We start from the raw sequence: 19,526 nt of genomic DNA, 5'->3' as shown, positions 1-19,526 counted from the left end.
GGCGTCAGATGCGCAACGGCATCGTCCTGTTCACCTCCGACCGCGGGATCACCCCGGCCGCCCTCGCGCGGGCCGCCGAGGAGCGAGGGTTCGACACGATCTACGTACCGGAGCACACCCACATCCCGGTCCGCCGCGACGCCCTGCACCCGACCGGTGGCGAGGAGCTCCCCGACGACCGCTACCTGCGCACGCTCGACCCGTGGGTCTCCCTCGCCACCTGCGCGGCCGTGACCACGAGGATCGGCCTGTCCACGGCCGTCGCGCTCCCGGTCGAGTCCGACCCGATCACCCTCGCGAAGACCCTCGCCACCCTCGACCACCTCTCCGGCGGGCGGCTGTCGATCGGCGCCGGCTTCGGCTGGAACACCGACGAGCTCGCCGACCACGGCGTCCCCGCAGCGCGTCGCCGCACGGTGCTCAAGGAGTACCTCGAAGCGATGCGCGCGCTGTGGACGGAGGAGGAGGCGGCCTACGACGGCGAGTTCGTCTCGTTCGGTCCCAGCTGGGCCTACCCCAAGCCCCCGCAGGGAGTGATCCCGGTCGTCATCGGCGCGGGCGGCGGGCCGAAGACGCTGGCCTGGATCGCCCGGCATGCCGACGGCTGGATGACCACGCCCGTCGAGACCGATGTCGCGGCGAAGGCCGATGCGCTCCGCGAGGAGTGGGCGGCGAACGGGCGCGCCGGCGAGCCGCAGATCCGCGTCCTGGTCGCCAGGAGGCCCAGCGCGGAGGACTTCGCCGACTGGTCCGCCGCGAAGGCGACCGAGCTGATGTGGGGGGTGCCGGACGCGGACGAGGCGACGGTGCTGGCACACCTCGACAAGCTCGCCGGCCGACTCGGGCTTGCCTGATGCCGACGTACCTGACGAACGAGATGCCCAGGCCATGAATTCACGACAGGAACGTCAGGTGCGCAGCCGTTACGCCGACCTCTCCCGCGAGGAGCTCGCTACCCTCGTGCCCGAGCTGCTGTTGATGGGCCAGCTGATCGACCGCTCCGGCATGGCCTGGTGCATCGCGGCCTTCGGTCGGGAGGAGATGCTGCAGGTCGCGATCGAGGAGTGGGCGGCGGCCAGCCCGATCTACACCCGGCGGATGCAACGGGCGCTCGGCTACGCACCCGCGGTCGAGGGCAGGGGCGACGTGGTGACGATCTTCAAGGGGCTGCAGCTCGACATCGGCGCTCCCCCGCAGTTCATGGACTTCCGCTACACGGTGCACGACCCGTGGCACGGCGAGTTCCACCTCGACCACTGCGGGGCGCTGATGGACGTCGAGCCGATGGGCGAGGCCTACGTCACGGGCATGTGCCACGACATCGAGGATCCGACCTTCGACGCGACCGCCGTCGCGACCAACCCGAAGGCGCAGGTGCGGCCGATCCACCGGCCGCCGCGCAGGCCGGCCGACCGCAAGCCCCACTGCGCGTGGACCGTGATCATCGACGAGTCCCACCCCGAGGCGGAGGGCATCGCGGCGCTCGCTGCCAACGAGAGGACCCGGGCCGCGACGCTCGAGCTCGAGCCGATCGACCCGAGCGACGAGGGACGTGCCGACTACACCGGACCGCTGCTCTCCGACATCGACTTCGCCGACTTCTCCCGGTCGGCGCTGGTGCGCATCGCCGACGAGGTCTGTCTCCAGATGCACCTGCTCGACCACGCCTTCGCGATGGCTGTGGCGGAGCGCACCGAGACCGACGCGGAGCTGCTGAGCATCCGCCGCAAGCAGCTGGTCGGCGTGGCCGGCATCGGCGCGGAACGCCTCGCGCGGGCGCTCGGGCTGACCGACGCGACCGACCCGGTGACGGCGGCAGTGCGGCTGCTCGCCGTACATCCCCTGCTGAACCCCGCGGCGTACGTCGACGCCGAGATCTCCGGGCACACGCTCACCGTCCGGCCGTCTGCCGCCCACGAGGACGACGCGTGGATCTCGCTGTGCGGACCGGCGTGGACGGCCGCGCTGCAGGCAGTCGTGCGCGGGGTGGACCCGCGCCTCCGTGTGCAGGTGCGCGGCCTGGGCGAGGAGGACGCGTGGCAGCTCACCGTCGTCCGCGGTGAGCTGCCGGCCAGGGAGGCCGACGAGGTGGCGGTGACGAGGGTCAGCACCGGCGCCGCATTCCAGTTCCAGCCCCGGAAGTCGCTGCCGATCACCCCGATCTGAGAAACCGGCCCAGAAAGTGCAAGGTTCGAGGCCGCGGGCGCTCTCACTCTCGTCAGCCAAGTCCGCGAGCCGAGAGGGGACCGATGTGCACGCGCCCCCGCCCACGCCCGAGATCCGTACAGTCGCCCCATGAACCAGGCGGTCGAACCCGACTCGGAACTCGTCGCCGGCGTCCTCGCCGGCGACCGGCGGGCGTTCGCGGGTGTGTACGAGCGCTACGCCGACCGTCTCTACGACTTCGCGTTCTCGATGGTGCGCAACCGCGAGGAGGCCGCGGACTGCGTCGCGGACTCCTTCGTGGTGATGGCGGAGAAGCTCGACCAGCTGCGGGACCACTCCAGCCTGCGACCGTGGCTCTACTCGGTCGTCCGGAACGAGTGCCTGCGGACGCTGAGAGGCCGGGCGCGGGTGGCGCACGACGACGAGTGGCTGGCCGAGATGCCTGACCTGGGAGACGGACCCGAGCAGCAGGTCGAGGCGGCGGCCGTCCAGCACCAGGCTCGGGACCTGGTGTGGGCCGCCGTCGAGGGCCTGAACGACCGTGACCGCGCACTCCTGGACCTCCACCTTCGTCAGGGGCTCGAGGGGGCCGAGCTCGCAGCGGCCATGGACGTCACCCCCGCGAACGCGTACGTCATGCTGAGCAGGGCCCGCGACCAGGTCGAGCGCGCCCTCGGCGCCCTGCTGATCGCGCGTCGCGGGAGCGAGGACTGCACGACGCTGGCCGACCTGCTGCAGGACTGGGACGGCCGCTTCTCCCCGTTGATCCGCAAGCGGGTGGCGCGCCACATCGACGGCTGCGACGTGTGCGAGAGCCGTCGCAAGGTCATGGTCAGCCCGCTGGCCCTGCTCGCTGCGGTCCCGCTCGTGGCGGCGCCCGCAGGACTGCGCGAGCGGGTTCTCGACGACCAGCGCCTGGTCGCCTACTACGCGGACCCGGCAGCACCACCGGTCCCCCCGCCGGGTGGCGACGGCCATCACGGGAGGCGCGGCGGCCTCCTGATCGGCACGACGATGCTGCTCATCGCGCTGGGCACCTGGGCGGTGGTCACCTGGTGGCCCGCGTCCGGCGACGACCTGGTGGGGATCGACTCCTCGACCAGCGCGGCGAGCACCGCGGACAGCGCCACCAGCGACCCGGGGCCGACGGGTCCCACCTCGGAGCCCAGCCTGGTCGCTCCAAAGGAGCCCCCGGTCTCGGACGAGCCGTCCCCTCCGGGGGAGCCCTCGCCGACGGCGACGACCGACGAGCCCACCGTGGCGACACCGGCCTCGCTCCAGGTGTCGACCCGCGTCCTGGACCTCGGCAGCCGGTCCTCCACGGGGAGCGTGCGACTGAGGAACACCGGCGGCACCGCCCTGGAGTTCACGGCGAACCCGCGAGCGGGGTGGCTCGATGCGAGCCCGGGCAGCGACTCCATCGAGCCCGGCGCGGCGACCACGCTGCAGATCAGTGCCGATCGCTCGGCGCTGCCCGAGGGTGCCAGCAGCGGGCGGGTCGCCGTGGCCTGGTCCGGCGGCACGGTGCTGATCACGGTCCGCCTGGCCAGGGACCTCGCGCCACGGATCGGCGCCATCGAGGTGCTCGAGGCCGACGAGTGCGACGCGACCGGCCGACTGGTCACGGTCGCGGCCACGATCACCGACGGCTCGGGCGTGGCGTCGACCCGAGTGTCGTGGGAGGGCCCCAGCGGGGCTACCGGTCAGCGGACCGCGTCCCGCTCCGCGGACGGTTGGCGCGCGACGATCGGCGGCTTCCCGGTCGGCGGTGACGTCGTGGTCACGTTCGTCGCGACCGACCCCGGCGGCCACCAGGCACGCCGCACCCGCACGATCTCGGTCGACCCCTGCCCCGGCTGATCCGCCCGCGGCCGGCCACGACGCCGAAACCTGCAAGACCTGGCGCCTCACCTGCTCCTACCTGCGCAGCCAACGCACACAGGAGGACGGGACATGGGCAGAAGCGCACGACTGGGGACCCTGATCGGAGCGATCGCGGGCCTGGGGCTGGGGGCGGCGGGCGTCCTCGGCCTGGTCGACGACCGACCCGCCCCGCCGACGGTGATCACCGCCCCCGCGCCTCCGACACCGGCGCCGTCGGTGCCGGCAGCGCCCGAGCCGCCGCAGCCGGTCCCCGTACCCACCCGGATCGAGGTGCCCGCGATCGGGGTCGACGAGCGACTCACCGGTCGCGGCCTGCGCGACGACGGGACCCTGGACACGCCTGACTTCGGCGACGCCAGCTGGTACGACCCGGGGCCGCGTCCCGGGGAGCCCGGTGGCGCGGTCGTGGTGGCTCACGTGCACGGACCGGACGGCCCCGACGTGTTCTGGGACCTGGTCACGCTGCAGCCCGGTGACCTGATCCGGGTCCACCGGGCCGGCGCCGTCGCGACGTTCGTCGTCGACGACGTCGAGGACGTCTCCAAGGACGACCTTCCGTACGACGAGATCTGGCCCGACACGAACGAGGCACTGCTGCGGCTGATCACCTGCGGAGGGAAGCGGGACCCGGAGCTCGGCTATCCCGACAACACCATCGTCTACGCGCACCTCGCCTCCACGAGCCCCTCCCCCTGACCGGCGGTCGAGCCAGCAGGGACCCGCCCGGATGGAGTGATGACGGCCGGATCCCGGTCAAAAAAGAAATCCGGAGAAGTCGCGAGGAAATCTGCAAGGTCGGGGTGGGCGCCTGCTCTTACCAGCATCGAAACCAACTCGAGGGGCCACCACGAACGGTCGCCCCGAACCCCCAAGGAGAATCCGATGAAGAACAGCACCCGCACCGCCGTCCGCCTCCTGATCGCCGCGCCGCTCGCGGCCAGCGCCATCGCCGTCGGCGGCGGCCTCGCCCACGCCGACGACAACATGGACTTCCAGGTCCGGCCCGGCGTCGTCGACCCGAAGCCGACCGGCCCGACCGACATCGCCAACCCCGAGCCGGGGCCGGTCGACCCGACGGGTCCGGGCGACATCAAGAACCCCGAGCCGGACGAGGAGCCGGAGCGCCCGGACGACATCACGAACCCGGAGCCGGACGAGGAGCCCGAGGTCCCGGACGACATCACGAACCCCGAGCCCGACGAGGAGCCCGAGGTCCCGGACGACCTCACCAACCCCGAGCCGGGTGACGACCCCGGTGACGACAACCCCGGCGACGACAACCAGGACACGCCTGGCGTCGACGTCGAGGGCACCGCCGACGTCCCGGTCCCGAGCCGCATCGACGCCGGTGCCGGTGCCAGCCAGGACGAGCGCATCGATCTCGCGTGGGTCCTCGCCGGTGGCGGACTGGTCATGGCTGCGGGTTCGCTCCTGGCCCGCCAGCGGATCGCGCGCGGCGCCCGCTGATCTCACACCACAGGTCGGCCGCCCGGGAAAGCCCGGGCGGCCGACCTGCATGTGCGTCGCGGATGGGCTCCAGTCGGCCCCGTCGACTCCCGGCTAGCCTCGGCGCTCGAACGTGATCCCGGCACTCCGGAGCCGGGCCAGCAGCGCCTCGCCCATCGCCACGGTCGGGGTGACCTGGCCCGAGACGTTGGGGTTCTCGTCCAGCGCGAGGCACATCGCCGACTCCGCCAGCATCGTGGCGGTCTCGGTGTACCCGGGGTCGCCGCCGGACACGCGCGTGTGCACCTTCACTCCCGCGCTGTCGGCGACGAAGTCCACGGTGAACCAGGACCTCTCGCGCCGCTTCTCCGAGGGGCCCTCACCCTGCGGCACCTTCTTCAGCAGCAGGTTGCGCAGCGGCGGGACCTGGGCGGCCACGGTGAGGCCGGTGACGCCGACGGCCCCGCCGGCGGCGTACCGCAGCGTCTTGGTGCCCGCATAGTGCGAGTACGTGAACTCCGGGCCGTACGACGACAGCGCTGCGCCGCTGCGCGCGACCACGAACGGGTCGATCGTCGGCAGTGGCAGCAGCCAGTAGCCGAGGTCCCCGTCCCGGTGGGGCCTGCCGGCCGCCGCCCGTGAGCGACGGCCCTCGGGCCGCGGCTCCAGCCGACGTCGGGCCTTCGCGGCCTCCCTCATCTGGCGGGCGCGGGAGAACGCGGTGAGCGCGGAGTGGAAGGTCCCGCCGGAGAACCCGGCCTTGGACCGCACCACACCCCGCATCCTCACCGGCTCGGTGATCTCGCCCCCGAGCTCAGCGGCAAGCTCCTTGATGGTGAAGTACGCACCCAGGTCGTGCGGGACCGAGTCGAACCCGCAGGCGTGCACGAGCCGTGCGCCGCTGCTCACCGCGGTCGCGTGGTGCTCCACGTAGGCGCGGTCGACGAACTCGGGCTCGCCGGTCAGGTCGACGTAGTCGGTCCCCGCAGCCGCGCAGGCGGCGACCAGGGGGCTGCCGTACTCCAGGTAGGGGCCGACCGTGGTCGCGACGACCCTGGCGGTCGCGGCCACCTCGGCGAGCGCGTCGGCGTCCGAGGCGTCGGCGACCAGCAGCGGCATCTCGGCCAGTGCCGGGTTGGCCTGGGCGAGGTGCGTGCGCACCTTCTCCAGCTTCTCCTCGTTGCGTCCCGCGAGCGCCCACCGCAGCGTGGCAGGCGCGTGCGCCGCGAGGTAGTCGGCGGTCAGACCGCCGGTGAAGCCGGTGGCGCCGAAGAGCACGACGTCGTAGGGGCGGGAGTTGTCAGCCATGCGGCGATCCTTCCATCGCGCGGAGATCCGATGGAACCCCGCACCCCCCGAGCGCCGTCGTAGGTTCAGCACACCATCAGAGCAACGGAGAGCCCGTGGACCCGGACACCGAGACGGCGTACGCCGCCTACGTCGAGCAGAGCTGGCCGACCCTGGTGCGGGCGGCGGTCTTCCTCGGCGCCCGTCCGCACGAGGCCGAGGACCTCGCCCAGACCACCCTGGTCCGCTGCTACACCGGCTGGGACCGGGTGAGCAGCGCCGAGAACCGCGACGCCTACGTCTACCGGATGCTCCTCAACTGCCTGCGCGACACCCGCCGCAGCCCGTGGTGGAAGGCAAGCCAGCAGTACAGCGACCCGCAGGCCGTGCTCGACCGGCCGGAGACGCACGGGGCCGGCGTCCGACCCGACGCGTCCGAGGCCGTCGCGATCGCCGACGCGGTGCAGCGTGCGCTCGGCTCGCTCCCGAAGGCTGCTCGCGACGTGGTGGTGCTGCGCTACTTCGTCCAGCTCACCGAGAGGCAGACCGCCGAGGCACTCGGGATACCGCCGGGGACGGTCAAGAGCCGACTGTCCCGCGCGCTCGCGCACCTCGCCTCGAACGACCATCTGCTCGACCTGTCCGGAGGACCGAAATGACCGACCTCGAACGACTCTGGGACGACTACCCCACCGGCAGGCCGCCGGTGCGCGAGATCCTCGCCGAGGCCGGCGGCGGAGCGGCGAGCCCGAAGCGCCGGCGTCTCGTCGTACGACCGCTGGTGACGGCCGCGGCCGTGACCGGCCTGGCCGCGTCCTTCGTCGTCGGCACGCTGGTCGGCTCCGACGGGGGCGGGAGCAGAACGCCGCCCGGCGCTCAGCCGCTGCCCAGCAACGTGGCCTTCCAGGGCGACCTCGAGGCGGCTGAGTCCTGCGAGGAGCTACTGGCGTCGTACGTCGACCGCGCGATCGGGCTGGTCGGCCCCTGGGGGTGGGGCGGTCCCCTGTACGGCCAGGGCTACGCGGGCGACGATCTGCTCGGCGGCGCGCCGGTCCCGCTCGACGAGCCGAACAGGCGAGGGGGGATGGCCGACAGCGCACCCGGACCTCGCGACGGCACCGAGTCCGCGTCGGGACCGCAGACCGACCGCCAGGTCAACAGCGAGACCGGCACCAACGTCCAGGAGGCGGCGGTCGACGAGCCGGACACGGTCAAGACGAACGGCGAGATCCTCACCCTGGTCCGCGACGACGAGCTGGTGACCTACTCGGTCAGCGGCTCCTCCACCGAGAAGCTCTCCAGCATCGACCTGCCCGGGATCGAGGACGCCGAGATCATGCTCAGCAAGGACACGGTCGTCGCGATCGGCGCCGACGACACGGACCCGGACCGCGCCGCCGACCCGGACGGCTACCACCGCCGCTACGGCCGCCAGCCGCCGGTCGGAACCCGGGTGCTGACCGTCTCCCTGGCCGATCCCAGTGAACCGGCGGTCGTCGACGACATCGCCTACGACGCCGGCCTGCTCTCCGCGCGCCAGCACGGGTCCGCGGTCCGCCTGGTCCTCTCCTCCGGTCTGCCCGACCTCGACTTCGTCGAGCCACGCGGTCGCCGCAGCGAGAAGGACGCCTTGAAGCACAACCTGCAGGTCGTCGAGGGCTCGACGATCGAGGACTGGCTGCCGACCGTCACGGTGTCGGGCGAGAGCGGCGACAAGGGCCAGCAGCTGCTCGACTGCACCAATGTGGCCATCCCCGACGACGATCTCGGCCTCGACACCGTCAGCGTCGTCGGCTTCGAGGCCGGGGCGCCGGACCGGCTGGACGCGATCGGCCTGGCCGGGGCGACCGACATCGCGTACGAGTCGGCCGACCATCTGTACCTCGTCGCCAGCGGCGACGCACCGCAGTGCATCGACTGGTGCGAGGGCGACGGCAGCCTGGTCGGCCGGATCGGCGGGGATGGCGGCTCGTCGTACCTCTTCGACTTCGCCCTCGACGGGACCTCCGCACGCCACGTCGCCTCCGGCGAGGTGGAGGGCCGGATCCGCGATCGCTGGTCGGTCGACGAGGCCGACGGCGTGCTGCGGGTCGCGGTCGGCCCGACGTCGGAGACCGGCAACTTCAACTCGATCGTGACCTTCCGCCGCGCCGGCGAGGACCTGGTCGAGCGGGGCCGTTTGGACGGCCTGGGCCGCAACGAGGACATCCAGTCCGTGCGGTGGTTCGACGATCTCGCGATCATGGTGACGTTCCGGCGGGTCGACCCGCTCTACGCGGTCGACCTCACCAGCACCGCGAAACCCCGGCTGCTCGGCAAGCTCAAGATCCCGGGGTTCTCGTCCTACCTGCACCCGCTCGGAAGCCGGCGCATGGTCGGTGTCGGCGAAGGCCCGGACGGCACCGGCGGCTGGGGCGCGCAGGTGGGGCTGTTCAACGTCGTCGACCTGGGACGTGTGCGGCGGATGGACGTGGTGAGCTACGGCAACGGAACCGAGGCCCTCGCCGGGTCCGACCCGCGCTCGTTCACCTGGCTGCCGGAGCACCGCACCATGCTGACCGTGGTCCAGAGGTGGACCGACCGGCGGATCGGCTACGTGTCGGTGCTGCGGCTGGTCGACGGCGAGCTGCGGAACCGGATGGTGAGGGTGGAGTTCGGTGATGACGTCGACCACGTCCGGGCCGTGCCCATGCCGGACGGCCGGGTGGTCCTGGTGACCGGCGAGCATGCCCAGTTCTTCGAGCTGTAGCCGCACGTGGGCCGAGCGCGGCCGGGGCGGGTTCGACGTAGGCTCGAAGCATGTGCCGCAACATCCGAACGCTCCACAACTTCGACCCCCCGGCGAGCACCGACGAGGTGACGGCGGCGGCGCTCCAGTACGTCCGCAAGATCAGCGGTACGACGAAGCCGAGCCAGGCCAACCAGGCCGCCTTCGACCGCGCCGTCGCCGAGGTCGCCCACATCACCCAGCATCTGCTCGAGGACCTGGTCACCACTGCTCCGCCCAAGGACCGCGAGGTCGAGGCGCAGAAGGCCCGCGAGCGCGCCCGGCTGCGCTACGGCTGAGCCGATGGGCCGGGTGGCGGACGCTCTCCGGGCCGTGGCCCGGGAGCACTTCCTGCCCGCGGAGCAACGCCCCTTCGCCGGCCTCGACAAGCCGCTTCCCATCGGGCACGGCGTCACGAACTCCCAGCCGACGACGGTCGCCAACATGCTCGAGCTGCTCGATCCGCAACCCGGCGACCACGTTCTCGACGTCGGCTGCGGCTCGGGCTGGACCAGCGCGCTGCTCGCCCACCTCGTCGGTCCGTCGGGCTCGGTGGTCGGGGTCGAGCTGATCCCCGAGGTGCTGGAGTTCGGTCGGGCCAACGTCGGCGGGCTCGAGGGCGTCGAGCTCCGACAGGCCGAGCCCGGCGTCCTGGGCTGGCCGCGGGGGGCGCCGTACGACCGGATCCTGCTGTCCGCGGACGCCGGCGAGTTCCCCGACGTCCTGGTCCAGCAGCTCGCGCTCAGCGGGGTCCTCGTCGGCCCGGTGAACGGCGAGATGCTGCGCGTCACCCGCCTCGTCGACGGCCAGGTGGAGGTCGAGGAGCACGGGGCCTACACCTTCGTCCCCCTCATCGACCGGCCTCTCGTCGACCGGCCTCTCGTCGACCGGCCCGACATCGAGCGGCCCGACATCGAGCGGCCCGACATCGACCGGCCCGACATCGACCGGCCCGAGTCGGTCGAGGAGGACCGTTGACGCCGCCGGTCAGCCGCGCGGCGCCTGCGCGGCGCCGGTGACGCCGATGCCCTCCGCGAACTCGACGAGCTGGTCGTCGGTGAGCCCGACGGTGCGCCAGGCCTGGATCTCGACGCGGCGGTCGCCGTCCACGTAGGAGAGGGTGCGCGCCAGGCCGTCGGGGGCCTCGCGGATCGCGCCGGGCTCGCCGTCCACCTCGACCGGCGTGCCCTCAGGCGCGCCGGGGGCGGCGTCGAGGGACTGCAGGGTGACGACCAGCTTGTCGGCGAAGCTGAGGTAGTGGCTGCTGTCCCCGGTCGGGGCCAGCGTCAGCACGAACGCGTCGGAGCCCTGGACCACGAACCCCGCCGGCACCTTCGCCACCGTGAAGCCCTCCGGCTGCCGTCCCGAGTAGGAGACGAGCGCGACCTCTGCGGTCGAGGAGTCGCCGGTCGTCGGGCCGCCCTGGGACGGACCGGCGGCCGGCGAGCGGCCGCCGTCGACGGGGTCCTGCGCCACCAGGAGCACACCGAGGCCTGCGCCCATGGTGAGGGTCAGTCCGACGCCCGCCATCGCGGCCCGGGTTCGACGGCGCCGGACCAGCGCCGTCCGGCCACGCGCCACGTCGCGGCCGACGGTGGCCTCGGCGGGGACCGCGGCGGTGCCGGCGAGTCGGGCGAGACGGTCGGTCAGGACGGTGAGGTCGTCGGTCATGGCAGTTCTCCTCGGAGCGTGCGGGCGGGGGTCGGGGCGGCGGGGGTCATGGCGACGCGGAGCTTGTCGAGCGCCCGCGCGGTCTGGCTCTTGACCGTGCCGGTGCTGCAGCCGAGCGCGTCGGCGGTCTCCTCGACCGACAGGTCGTGGACATGGCGCAGGACGACGGCCGCGCGCATCCGCGGCGGCAGCTCGGCCAGCGCGGTCACCAGGGTCGGGTCGTCGCCGAAGGCGTCGTCCGGCACGACCGCCTCGTCCGGCACGGCCGACGAGGCCTCCTCGCGACGGACCCACGGGCGCCGACGGTGGTCGATGAAGCCGTTGACCAGGACGCGGCGCGCGTAGGCGGCGGGGCTGCCGGCGCGGGCCCGACCCCAGGCGAGGTAGACCCGCACGAGCGCGGTCTGGACCAGGTCCTCGGCCAGGTGGGGGTCGCCACCGGTCAGCAGCCGAGCGGTCGCGACGAGTCGGCCGCGGTGCTCCCGGACGAAGGCGGCGAACTCGTCGTCGCGGGGCAGGCTGCGGATGCTCACACCTCTACAACAATGCGGGCGAGTCCCGGGTTGCACGGCGCGCCGTACTCTCGATCCGTGACCACCGCGCTCGACCTGCTGGCCGACCGCCCGCTCGTCGTCCTCACCGGAGCGGGCCTGTCGACCGATTCGGGGATCCCGGACTACCGGGGGCCGAACTCGCCGGCGCGGATGCCGATGACCTACCAGGAGTTCGTGTCCGGCCCGGCCGCGCGCCGGCGCTACTGGGCTCGCAGCCACCTCGGCTGGTCGCGCATGAGGCGCGCCGTGCCGAACGCCGGGCACCGGGCGGTCGCCGCCCTCGACGCCGACCTCGTGATCACCCAGAACGTCGACGGCCTGCACGAGGCCGCGGGCACCCCACGGCTGGTCGCCCTGCACGGACGGATCGCCGACGTGGTCTGCCTCTCCTGCAGGAGTACGACGACCCGACCCGCGCTCCAGCGGCGACTCGAACAGGCCAACCCCGGCTGGGCCGCGCGGCACGCGGACGTCGCGGTGCGGCCCGACGGCGACGTCGACCTCGACGACACCGCGGACTTCGTGGTGCCCGACTGCGAGGCACCCGGCTGCGGCGGGCCGCTGAAGCCCGACGTGGTGTTCTTCGGCGAGAACGTCCCGAAGCCACGCGTGGCGCGCTGCTACGCGGCTGTGGAGGCCCTCGCCGAGTCGCGCGGGGCGCTCATCGTCGCCGGCTCCAGCCTCACCGTGATGAGTGGGCTGCGGTTCGTGCGCCGCGCGGCACTGCTGGGCGTGCCGGTGGTGATCGTCAATCGCGGGCGGACGCGCGGCGACGACCTGGCGTCGTACAAGGTCGAGACGGGCACCAGTGAGTGGCTTTCCCTGCTGACCGCTGCGCGGCAGCCGCGCCGCGCGACGGCCGGGAGCCTCACAACCTCTTGACGAAGATGTGGTCGGCCGCCTCGGGGAAGATCTCCGCGGTCTCGCCGCCGGCGCCGACGAGGACGCCGTCCGGGGTCGCCTGGATGGTGATCGTCTTGTCCGGCAGGGCGCCCACGCGACGCATGGCGCTCATCAGCGCCTCGTCCTTCTGCATCTCCTCGGAGATCCGGCGTACCAGGGCGCGGGTGATCTCGGGGGTCGCGGCCTTGGACAGCGGCTCGACGTCGTTCATGAAGTGCTCGCCGATGCGCTCCTCGCCGAGCTCCGCGAGGCCGGGGATCGGGTTGCCGTAGGGAGACTCGGTCGGGTGCCCGAGCAGCTCGATCAGCCGGCGCTCGACGGTCTCCGACATGACGTGCTCCCAGCGGCACGCCTCCTCGTGCACGAGCTCCCAGTCGAGCCCGATCACGTCGGTGAGCAGGCGCTCCGCAAGGCGGTGCTTGCGCATCACCCGGGTCGCCAGACGCTGGCCCTCCTCGGTCAGCTCGAGGTGGCGGTCGCCCTCGACCGTGAGCAGCCCGTCGCGTTCCATCCGCGCCACCGTCTGCGACACCGTGGGACCGCTCTGGTGGAGGCGCTCGGCGATCCTGGCCCGCAGCGGGACGATGCCCTCCTCGATCAGTTCATAGACCGTCCGGAGGTACATCTCGGTGGTGTCGATGAGATCGCTCACGCGCCCATTCTGACCTATGCCGAGCGACGCGGCTCGACGCCGGTCTCCTTGATGCCGGATGGGAGGGTATGGGAGTGGCGATCCTGACCGTCCCCCACCGCTTCAACGGCCCGCCCAGCTCCGGCAACGGAGGCTGGGTCGCCGGCGCGCTCGCCGCCACTCTGCCCCGCCAGGCGGTCGGCACGGCGGTCACGGTCACCCTCAGGCTGCCCCCGCCGCTGTCGACCCCGCTCCAGGTCGAGCCCACCGCGGCCGGCGCGGTCCTCAGCCACGACGGTCGGACCGTGGCCGAGGCCCAGTACGCCGGAGACCCGCTCACACCGGTCGCCCCGGTCCCGGCCGGGGAGGCGGCGCGCGCGGAGGCGTCGTACGCCGGACACCGGAACCACCCCTTCCCGGGCTGCTTCGTGTGCGGGACCGCGCGGGAGCCCGGTGACGGCCTGCGGATCTTCGCCGGCCCGGTCTCCGCGCCGAGCACCGACCGCCGGAGGGTGGCAGCCACCTGGACGCCGTACGAGTCCAGTGTCCCGGTAACCTGGGCCGCGCTCGACTGCCCCAGCGCCTGGGCCAGCGACCTCGAGGGGCGACCCTCGGTTCTCGGCCGGATCACGGTCGAGGTGCACAGCCTGCCTCGCACGTCCGAGCGATACGTCGTGGTGGGCGAAGAACGTCACATCGAGGGACGCAAGACCCACACGGCCTCCACCCTGTACGGACCCAGCGACATCGTGGTCGCGACGGCCGAGCAGGTGTGGATCGCCGTCGACCCGAAGGATTTCCGATGACCACCACCTCCTCCGCGCGTCCGGGCGGGACGCCCTGGTGGTACGACGCCGTCGTCTACCAGGTCTACGTCCGCAGCTTCTCCGACGCGCACCCCGCCGGGGGCGATGGCGTCGGCGACATCCCGGGGATCACCGCCCGGCTCCCCTACCTGCGCGAGCTCGGGGTGGACGCCCTGTGGCTCACCCCGTTCTACACCTCGCCGCAGAAGGACCACGGGTACGACGTCGCCGACTACCGGGACGTCGACCCCCTCTTCGGCTCGCTCGACGACATCGACGTACTGCTCGAGACGGCGCACGGGCTGGATCTCCGGGTGATCGTGGACCTCGTCCCCAACCACACCTCCGACCAGCACGCGTGGTTCCGGGCGGCGCTCGCCGCCGGTCCCGGCTCCCGCGAGCGTGCGCGGTACCTGTTCCGTGAGGGCCGCGGCCCCGAGGGCGACCTGCCGCCCAACAACTGGGAGTCGGTCTTCGGCGGTCCGGCGTGGACGCGGGTCACCGAGGCCGACGGCACCCCGGGGCAGTGGTACCTGCATCTCTTCGACTCCACGCAGCCCGACCTGGACTGGCGCAACCCGGAGGTCGGCGACATGTTCGAGGACGTGCTGCGGTTCTGGCTGGACAAGGGTGTCGACGGGTTCCGCGTCGACGTCGCGCACGGCCTCTACAAGGAGGAGTCGCTCCGCGACCAGAAGCGCCTGGAGAAGGAGCAGAAGAAGTCCGCGTCGATGGTCGAGCGGGTGCTGAACGACGAGCCCATGTGGGACCAGCCCGAGGTGCACGACGTCTACCGCCGCTGGCGGCGCGTGCTCGACTCCTACCCCGGTGACCGGATGGCCGTCGCCGAGGCGTGGACCCAGACCACCGAGTCGATGGCCCTGTTCGTCCGGCCCGACGAGCTGCACCAGGCGTTCAACTTCGCCTGGCTCGGCACGAAGTGGTCGGCGGAGGACTTCGCCGAGGTGATCACCGGCTCCATTGCCGCGGTCGCAGCAGCGCAGGCGGCGCCCACCTGGGTGCTCTCCAACCACGACGTGGAGCGGCACCCGACGAGGTACGGCGGCGGCCCGGTCGGACTGGCCCGGGGCCGCGCGACGACGCTGGCCATGCTCGCCCTGCCCGGCTCGGCCTACCTCTACCAGGGCGAGGAGCTCGGGCTCGAGCAGGTGGACGTCCCGCCCGAGGCGCGGCAGGACCCGTCGTGGCGCCGCACCGGCAAGCCCGGCCGCGACGGCTGCCGGGTGCCGATGCCGTGGTCGGGTCAGGCGCCGCCGTACGGCTTCGGACCGGCTGCGGGTCAGCCGTGGATCCCGCAGCCCGCCGACTGGGCCGACCTCACCGTGGAAGCCCAGGAGGCCGACCCCGAGTCGACCCTCGCCTTCTACCAGCGGGCGCTCACCACCCGGCGCAAGGTGTTCACCGGCGCGGACGAGTCGACGGTCGCAGCCGCCGAGGGCGACCTGCTCCTCATCGTCCGCGCGGGCGTGAAGGTCCTGCTGAACGCCGGCCCCAGCGCGGTGGAGCTCCCCGACGGCGAGGTCCTGATCTCCAGCTCCCCGCTCACCGCCGACGGCAAGCTCCCACCCGACACCGCCGTCTGGCTCCGCTGACCCCGCGAAGGGGCGCAGTGTGCGGCGCGAAGGGGCGCGGTGTGCGCCGCGAAGGGGCGCGGAGTGCGGCGGCTCAGCGATCGGTGGGAGGGCTGAGCGCGTCGTTATAGCGCCGCAGCATCCCGGCGAAGTCGCCCAGCTCCTCGGCGGTCCAGTCGTTGAGCCGCTGGTCGAGTGCCTTGCGCCTCGACTGGGCCACCGCGTCGATCCGCCGCCGCCCGTCCTCGCTCACGGTCAGCAGGGTGGCGCGGCCGTCCTCGGGGTCGTCCGCGCGGTCGACGAGGCCGAGGTCGATCAGGTGCTGTGCGTGCCGGCTGATCGCACCCTTGTCGATGCCGAACACCGCACACATGGCCGACGCCCGGATCGGGCCGTGGTCACGTATGTAGCCAAGAACGAGGTACGACGCCGGCTGGAGGTCCGGATGCACGGCCTCCGAGCGCTCGCGGATCACGCGGCGCACCCGGCGGATCAGTACTCCCACCTCGGTCTCGATCTGGCGCAGCACCTCGGCCCGATCGGTCATCGGCGCGCCTCCTTTGCGACGTCCGCGGCCTGGTCCACATTCTCGTCGCTGTCGGCTGTCGCCGCGAGCGTGGTCCGGAGTGGGACCTCCTTGATGAGGACGACGCAGATGAACGCCAGGACTGCGAAGGGCACCGAGACCAGGAAGAGATGTCCCACTGCGTCCCCGAACGAGTTCTCGTAGAGGACGCGGATCGGGACCGGGAGTGCATCCAGCTTAGGAATGTCGCCGGTGGAGTGCTGCATCTCGGCAATCTGCTCGGGCGAGATCGTCCCCCGGCGAGCCAAGCCCCGGATCCCCTCGGTCACGCTTCCAGAGACCTGGTGCGCGAGCACCGCGCCGAGCACTGAGACGCCGACCGAGCCTCCGATGGAGCGGAAGAACGCGACCAGGGAGCTCGCGGCGCCGAGATCTGCGGGCGCGGCGTTGTTCTGCACGGCGAGGACCAGGTTCTGCATCGTCGCCCCGAGGCCCAGCCCGACCACCACCATGAACGCACTCACGACGGCCAGCGGCGTGTGTGCGTCGATCGAGCCGAGAAGGGCGAGGCCGACGATCACCAGCACCATGCCGCCGACCAGCCAGCGCTTCCACCGGCCCGTGTGGGTGATGACCCTGCCGCTGACGATGCTCGAGAGCAGCAGACCGCCGACCATGGCGATCGACATCAGCCCGGCCTCGGTGGGGCTCATCCCCCGGGCGAGTTGGAAGTACTGGCTGAGGTAGACGGTCGCCGCGAACATCGCCACACCGATCATGACCGAGGCGCCCGTCGCCAGCGCCGTGGTGCGGTCGCGGAAGAGCCGGAGCGGGATCACTGGCTCGGAGGCCAACCTCGCCTCGACGTACATCGCGGCGGCGATGAGAGCGAGCCCGCCCCCGACGAGCACGACGGAGATCCCGGACAGCCAGTCGAAGCTCTGGCCGGCGAGGCTGACCCACACGAGGATCAGGCTGATGCCGGCCATGATCAAGACGGCGCCGGCGTAGTCGATCCGCACCGGGCGCTTGACCACTGCGAGCCGCAGTGTCTTCTGCAGTGTGAAGAAGGCGAGCACTGCCACCGGCAGCGTCACGAAGAAGCAGCCTCTCCAGCCGAGCGGGCTGTCGACGATGAGGCCACCGAGCAACGGGCCGCTGACCGTGGCGATGGCGAAGACGGCCCCGATGTAGCCGCTGTAGCGACCGCGTTCGCGCGGCGACACCATCGATGCGATCACGACCTGCACCAGGGCGGTGAGCCCACCGATGCCGAGGCCTTGGAAGGCACGGGCGCCGATCAGGGTGCTCATGCTGCCGGCGAGGCCCGCAGCGATCGACCCGATGCTGAAGATGACGAGCGCGGACTGGACCAGCATCTTCTTGCTGAAGATGTCCGCGAGCTTGCCCCAGATCGGCGTACTCGCGGTCATCGTCAGCAGCGTGGCGACGACGATCCAGCTGTAGCCGGTCTGACTGCCGTGGAGATCGGTCACGATCACCGGGAGGGCGTTGCTCACCACCGTGCTGGAGAGCATGGCGACGAACATCGCGAGCAGCAGCCCGGTCAGGGCCTCCATGATCTCGCGGTGGGTCATCTGACCCGGTCCGCTGGTCGGCCTGGGCGTCATCCGGCGGGCATCTCGATTCACGGCAGTTGGTTGATCTGATCAACCATACGACCAGTGGTTGCCCAGCACAACCGTCCGCACACCGCGCCCCCTCGCGCCGCACACCGCGCCCCCTCGCGACGCACACCGCGCCCCCTCGCGCCGCACACCGAGCCCCCTCGCGCCCCCTCGAAAAATGCGGCGGCCCGCAGATGTGGTCGAAGACCCTCCCCGGTGGACGGGCCGGGGTCACCTGCGGGCCGGGTGACTGCGATGGATTCGCCGCAGCCGCATAGGTCCTGAGCTCAGACGTGGTCCGGCTCGAACGGCAGGCTGCTAGCGGGCAGCCACCTCACGCGTCCCAAAAGAAATCATTCTTCGGACCACCTCCTTTCCCGTGTGCGACAACGGTAGGTCGCGGTTGGGCACCGCACAACGGGATATCCGCGCGTTTCGACCGCCCTCCCGAGGGCGCAGGCGCCGGGGCCTGCGAGTTCACCCACAAGGCCGTCAGGGCGCGAGGCGCTCCACGACCCAGCTGCCCTCGACGAGCCGGTACCGCAGCCGGTCGTGAAGCCGTCCCGGCCGCCCCTGCCAGAACTCGAAGCGAACCGGCCGCACCCGGTAGCCGCCCCAGGTCGGCGGCACCGGCACCGCCCGGCCCGCGAAGCGCTCCTCCATCTCGCGGTAGGCATCCTCGAGCTGCGCGCGCCCGGCGACCACCTGGGACTGCGGGGAGGCCCACGCCCCGAGCTGCGAGCCCCGCGGCCGCGAGGAGAAGTACGACGCCACCTCGCCGCCCTCCAGCGGCTCCGCGACTCCCTCCACCCGGACCTGCCGCTCCAGCGGGTGCCAGGGGAACAGCAGCGCGCACCGCGGCTCGAGCGCGAGGTCGCGCGCCTTGTCGGAGCCGGTGTTGGTGAAGAACCGGAAGCCACCCGCGGAGATCCCTTTGAGCAGGACGGTCCGGGCCGAGGGCTGTCCCTCAGGCGACACGGTCGCCACGATCATCGCGTTCGGCTCGTGCAGGCCGGCAGCCACCGCGTCCCCGAACCACCGGCGCCACTGCGCCCAGGGATCGGGGTCGGCGTCAGACTCGGCCAGCCCGGCGACGCCGTAGTCCTGGCGCAGCGCGGCGAGATCGACCTCCCCCTCGCCCTCAGTCATCGGAGTGCTCGCGCGCCTGGGCCAGCTCGTCCTCGAGGTCGGTGACCCGCTGCCGCAGCTCGAGCACATGGCGCACCCCCGCGAGGGTGACGCCCTCGTCGGTCAGCGTCAGCACCTCGCGTAGCCGGTCCACCTCGTTGCGGCTGTAGCGGCGCTGACCGCCACCGGAGCGATCGGGGTGGATCAGCCCCTGGTCCTCGATCCGGCGCAGCGCGGCGGGCTGCACGCCGAGGATCTCGGCGACCTGGCCGATCGTGTAGAAGGCCAGCGAGCTGTCGTCCAGCGGCGATCCCACGCCTGACGTGACCATCTCTCCGCCCTCCTCCTCGAGGCTGCCCGTGACGTCTCCAAACGACCGTGGCCCAGCCCCAGAGACTACCCGCCGCCCGGTCCTTGGCTCTGGATATAAATTTCACCTCGCTCTACAGCAAACCTCCAACTTCGTCCTCAAGTCTTCGCCCATGCAAGGAGAGTGTGCGATGTCGACCATCCTGATCCCCCACTGTGCCGACAACT

General features: G+C 72.1%; 20 protein-coding genes. 12 read left to right on the top strand and 8 right to left on the bottom strand.

The window, feature by feature from the left end; translation table 11 throughout:
- Positions 1-8 precede the first annotated feature (8 nt).
- The 5 genes from E7Z54_RS17745 (at position 9) to E7Z54_RS17725 (ending at position 5,517) form a co-directional block, all read left to right on the top strand.
- A complete protein-coding gene (locus E7Z54_RS17745; protein ID WP_136435983.1) occupies positions 9-854 on the top strand; it encodes an LLM class F420-dependent oxidoreductase in 846 nt (281 codons plus the stop codon).
- Between the two features lie 58 nt (positions 855-912).
- A complete protein-coding gene (locus E7Z54_RS17740; RefSeq protein ID WP_206056364.1) occupies positions 913-2,166 on the top strand; it encodes a hypothetical protein in 1,254 nt (417 codons plus the stop codon).
- 129 nt (positions 2,167-2,295) lie between these two features.
- Positions 2,296-4,026: a sigma-70 family RNA polymerase sigma factor gene (locus tag E7Z54_RS17735; RefSeq protein ID WP_136435980.1), complete on the top strand. Its 1,731-nt coding sequence runs from the start codon at positions 2,296-2,298 to the stop codon at positions 4,024-4,026.
- Positions 4,027-4,119: 93 nt separating this feature from the next.
- Positions 4,120-4,746, top strand: a complete 627-nt coding sequence (locus E7Z54_RS17730; protein ID WP_136435978.1) for a sortase domain-containing protein — start codon at positions 4,120-4,122, stop codon at positions 4,744-4,746.
- A gap of 186 nt (positions 4,747-4,932) precedes the next feature.
- Complete coding sequence (locus E7Z54_RS17725) at positions 4,933-5,517, top strand: hypothetical protein (protein WP_136435976.1); 585 nt, start codon at positions 4,933-4,935, stop codon at positions 5,515-5,517.
- Between the two features lie 93 nt (positions 5,518-5,610).
- Here E7Z54_RS17725 and E7Z54_RS17720 read toward each other — a convergent pair whose 3' ends face one another.
- Entirely contained in the window at positions 5,611-6,804 is a 1,194-nt protein-coding gene (locus E7Z54_RS17720; protein WP_136435974.1) for a saccharopine dehydrogenase family protein, read from the bottom strand.
- A 95-nt stretch (positions 6,805-6,899) separates the two neighbouring features.
- Between E7Z54_RS17720 and E7Z54_RS17715 the strand changes: the two genes are divergently transcribed.
- The 4 genes from E7Z54_RS17715 to E7Z54_RS17700 are packed head-to-tail and all read left to right on the top strand — an operon-like array spanning position 6,900 to position 10,528.
- Complete coding sequence (locus tag E7Z54_RS17715; protein ID WP_136435972.1) at positions 6,900-7,442, top strand: SigE family RNA polymerase sigma factor; 543 nt, start codon at positions 6,900-6,902, stop codon at positions 7,440-7,442.
- On the top strand, positions 7,439-9,532 hold the full coding sequence (locus E7Z54_RS17710) for a beta-propeller domain-containing protein (protein ID WP_136435970.1): 2,094 nt from the start codon (positions 7,439-7,441) through the stop codon (positions 9,530-9,532). The genes E7Z54_RS17715 and E7Z54_RS17710 overlap by 4 nt, the downstream gene beginning before the upstream one ends.
- Positions 9,533-9,582: 50 nt before the next feature.
- Positions 9,583-9,849 (top strand): DUF2277 domain-containing protein, encoded by a 267-nt coding sequence (locus E7Z54_RS17705; RefSeq protein WP_136435968.1) that lies wholly within the window; start codon positions 9,583-9,585, stop codon positions 9,847-9,849.
- Positions 9,850-9,853: 4 nt separating this feature from the next.
- Positions 9,854-10,528: a protein-L-isoaspartate O-methyltransferase family protein gene (locus E7Z54_RS17700; RefSeq protein WP_136435966.1), complete on the top strand. Its 675-nt coding sequence runs from the start codon at positions 9,854-9,856 to the stop codon at positions 10,526-10,528.
- A 9-nt stretch (positions 10,529-10,537) separates the two neighbouring features.
- Here E7Z54_RS17700 and E7Z54_RS17695 read toward each other — a convergent pair whose 3' ends face one another.
- Both E7Z54_RS17695 and E7Z54_RS17690 read right to left on the bottom strand, forming a co-directional pair.
- Entirely contained in the window at positions 10,538-11,221 is a 684-nt protein-coding gene (locus E7Z54_RS17695) for a hypothetical protein (protein ID WP_136435964.1), read from the bottom strand.
- Positions 11,218-11,754, bottom strand: a complete 537-nt coding sequence (locus E7Z54_RS17690; protein WP_240769761.1) for a SigE family RNA polymerase sigma factor — start codon at positions 11,752-11,754, stop codon at positions 11,218-11,220. Before E7Z54_RS17690 ends, E7Z54_RS17695 begins: the two co-directional genes overlap by 4 nt.
- A gap of 57 nt (positions 11,755-11,811) precedes the next feature.
- Between E7Z54_RS17690 and E7Z54_RS17685 the strand changes: the two genes are divergently transcribed.
- A complete protein-coding gene (locus tag E7Z54_RS17685) occupies positions 11,812-12,657 on the top strand; it encodes a Sir2 family NAD-dependent protein deacetylase (protein WP_240769760.1) in 846 nt (281 codons plus the stop codon).
- Here E7Z54_RS17685 and E7Z54_RS17680 read toward each other — a convergent pair.
- Positions 12,644-13,330: a metal-dependent transcriptional regulator gene (locus E7Z54_RS17680; RefSeq protein ID WP_136435961.1), complete on the bottom strand. Its 687-nt coding sequence runs from the start codon at positions 13,328-13,330 to the stop codon at positions 12,644-12,646. The genes E7Z54_RS17685 and E7Z54_RS17680 overlap by 14 nt on opposite strands.
- 74 nt (positions 13,331-13,404) lie before the next feature.
- Between E7Z54_RS17680 and E7Z54_RS17675 the strand changes: the two genes are divergently transcribed.
- Positions 13,405-14,115 (top strand): hypothetical protein, encoded by a 711-nt coding sequence (locus tag E7Z54_RS17675; RefSeq protein WP_206056362.1) that lies wholly within the window; start codon positions 13,405-13,407, stop codon positions 14,113-14,115.
- A complete protein-coding gene (locus E7Z54_RS17670) occupies positions 14,112-15,728 on the top strand; it encodes a glycoside hydrolase family 13 protein (RefSeq protein ID WP_136435958.1) in 1,617 nt (538 codons plus the stop codon). Before E7Z54_RS17675 ends, E7Z54_RS17670 begins: the two co-directional genes overlap by 4 nt.
- Before the next feature lie 73 nt (positions 15,729-15,801).
- Here the strand turns inward: E7Z54_RS17670 and E7Z54_RS17665 are convergent, their stop codons facing one another.
- The 4 genes from E7Z54_RS17665 to E7Z54_RS17650 form a co-directional block, all read right to left on the bottom strand.
- A complete protein-coding gene (locus tag E7Z54_RS17665; RefSeq protein ID WP_136435956.1) occupies positions 15,802-16,254 on the bottom strand; it encodes a MarR family winged helix-turn-helix transcriptional regulator in 453 nt (150 codons plus the stop codon).
- The gene (locus E7Z54_RS17660) at positions 16,251-17,831 is read right to left on the bottom strand and encodes an MDR family MFS transporter (RefSeq protein ID WP_136435954.1); all 1,581 of its coding nucleotides are present in this window, start codon (positions 17,829-17,831) and stop codon (positions 16,251-16,253) included. Before E7Z54_RS17660 ends, E7Z54_RS17665 begins: the two co-directional genes overlap by 4 nt.
- Before the next feature lie 522 nt (positions 17,832-18,353).
- Positions 18,354-19,010, bottom strand: coding sequence for a pyridoxamine 5'-phosphate oxidase (pdxH, locus tag E7Z54_RS17655; protein ID WP_136435953.1), 657 nt, complete (start codon positions 19,008-19,010; stop codon positions 18,354-18,356).
- Complete coding sequence (locus tag E7Z54_RS17650) at positions 19,003-19,320, bottom strand: MerR family transcriptional regulator (RefSeq protein ID WP_136435951.1); 318 nt, start codon at positions 19,318-19,320, stop codon at positions 19,003-19,005. Before E7Z54_RS17650 ends, pdxH begins: the two co-directional genes overlap by 8 nt.
- Positions 19,321-19,526: the final 206 nt, after the last annotated feature.

It is taken from the genome of Nocardioides sp. (assembly GCF_004803405.1).
GTDB lineage: Bacteria > Actinomycetota > Actinomycetes > Propionibacteriales > Nocardioidaceae > Nocardioides > Nocardioides vastitatis.
Note: the sequence above shows the minus strand (reverse complement) of the source record. Positions and strands in the feature narration are given on the sequence as shown.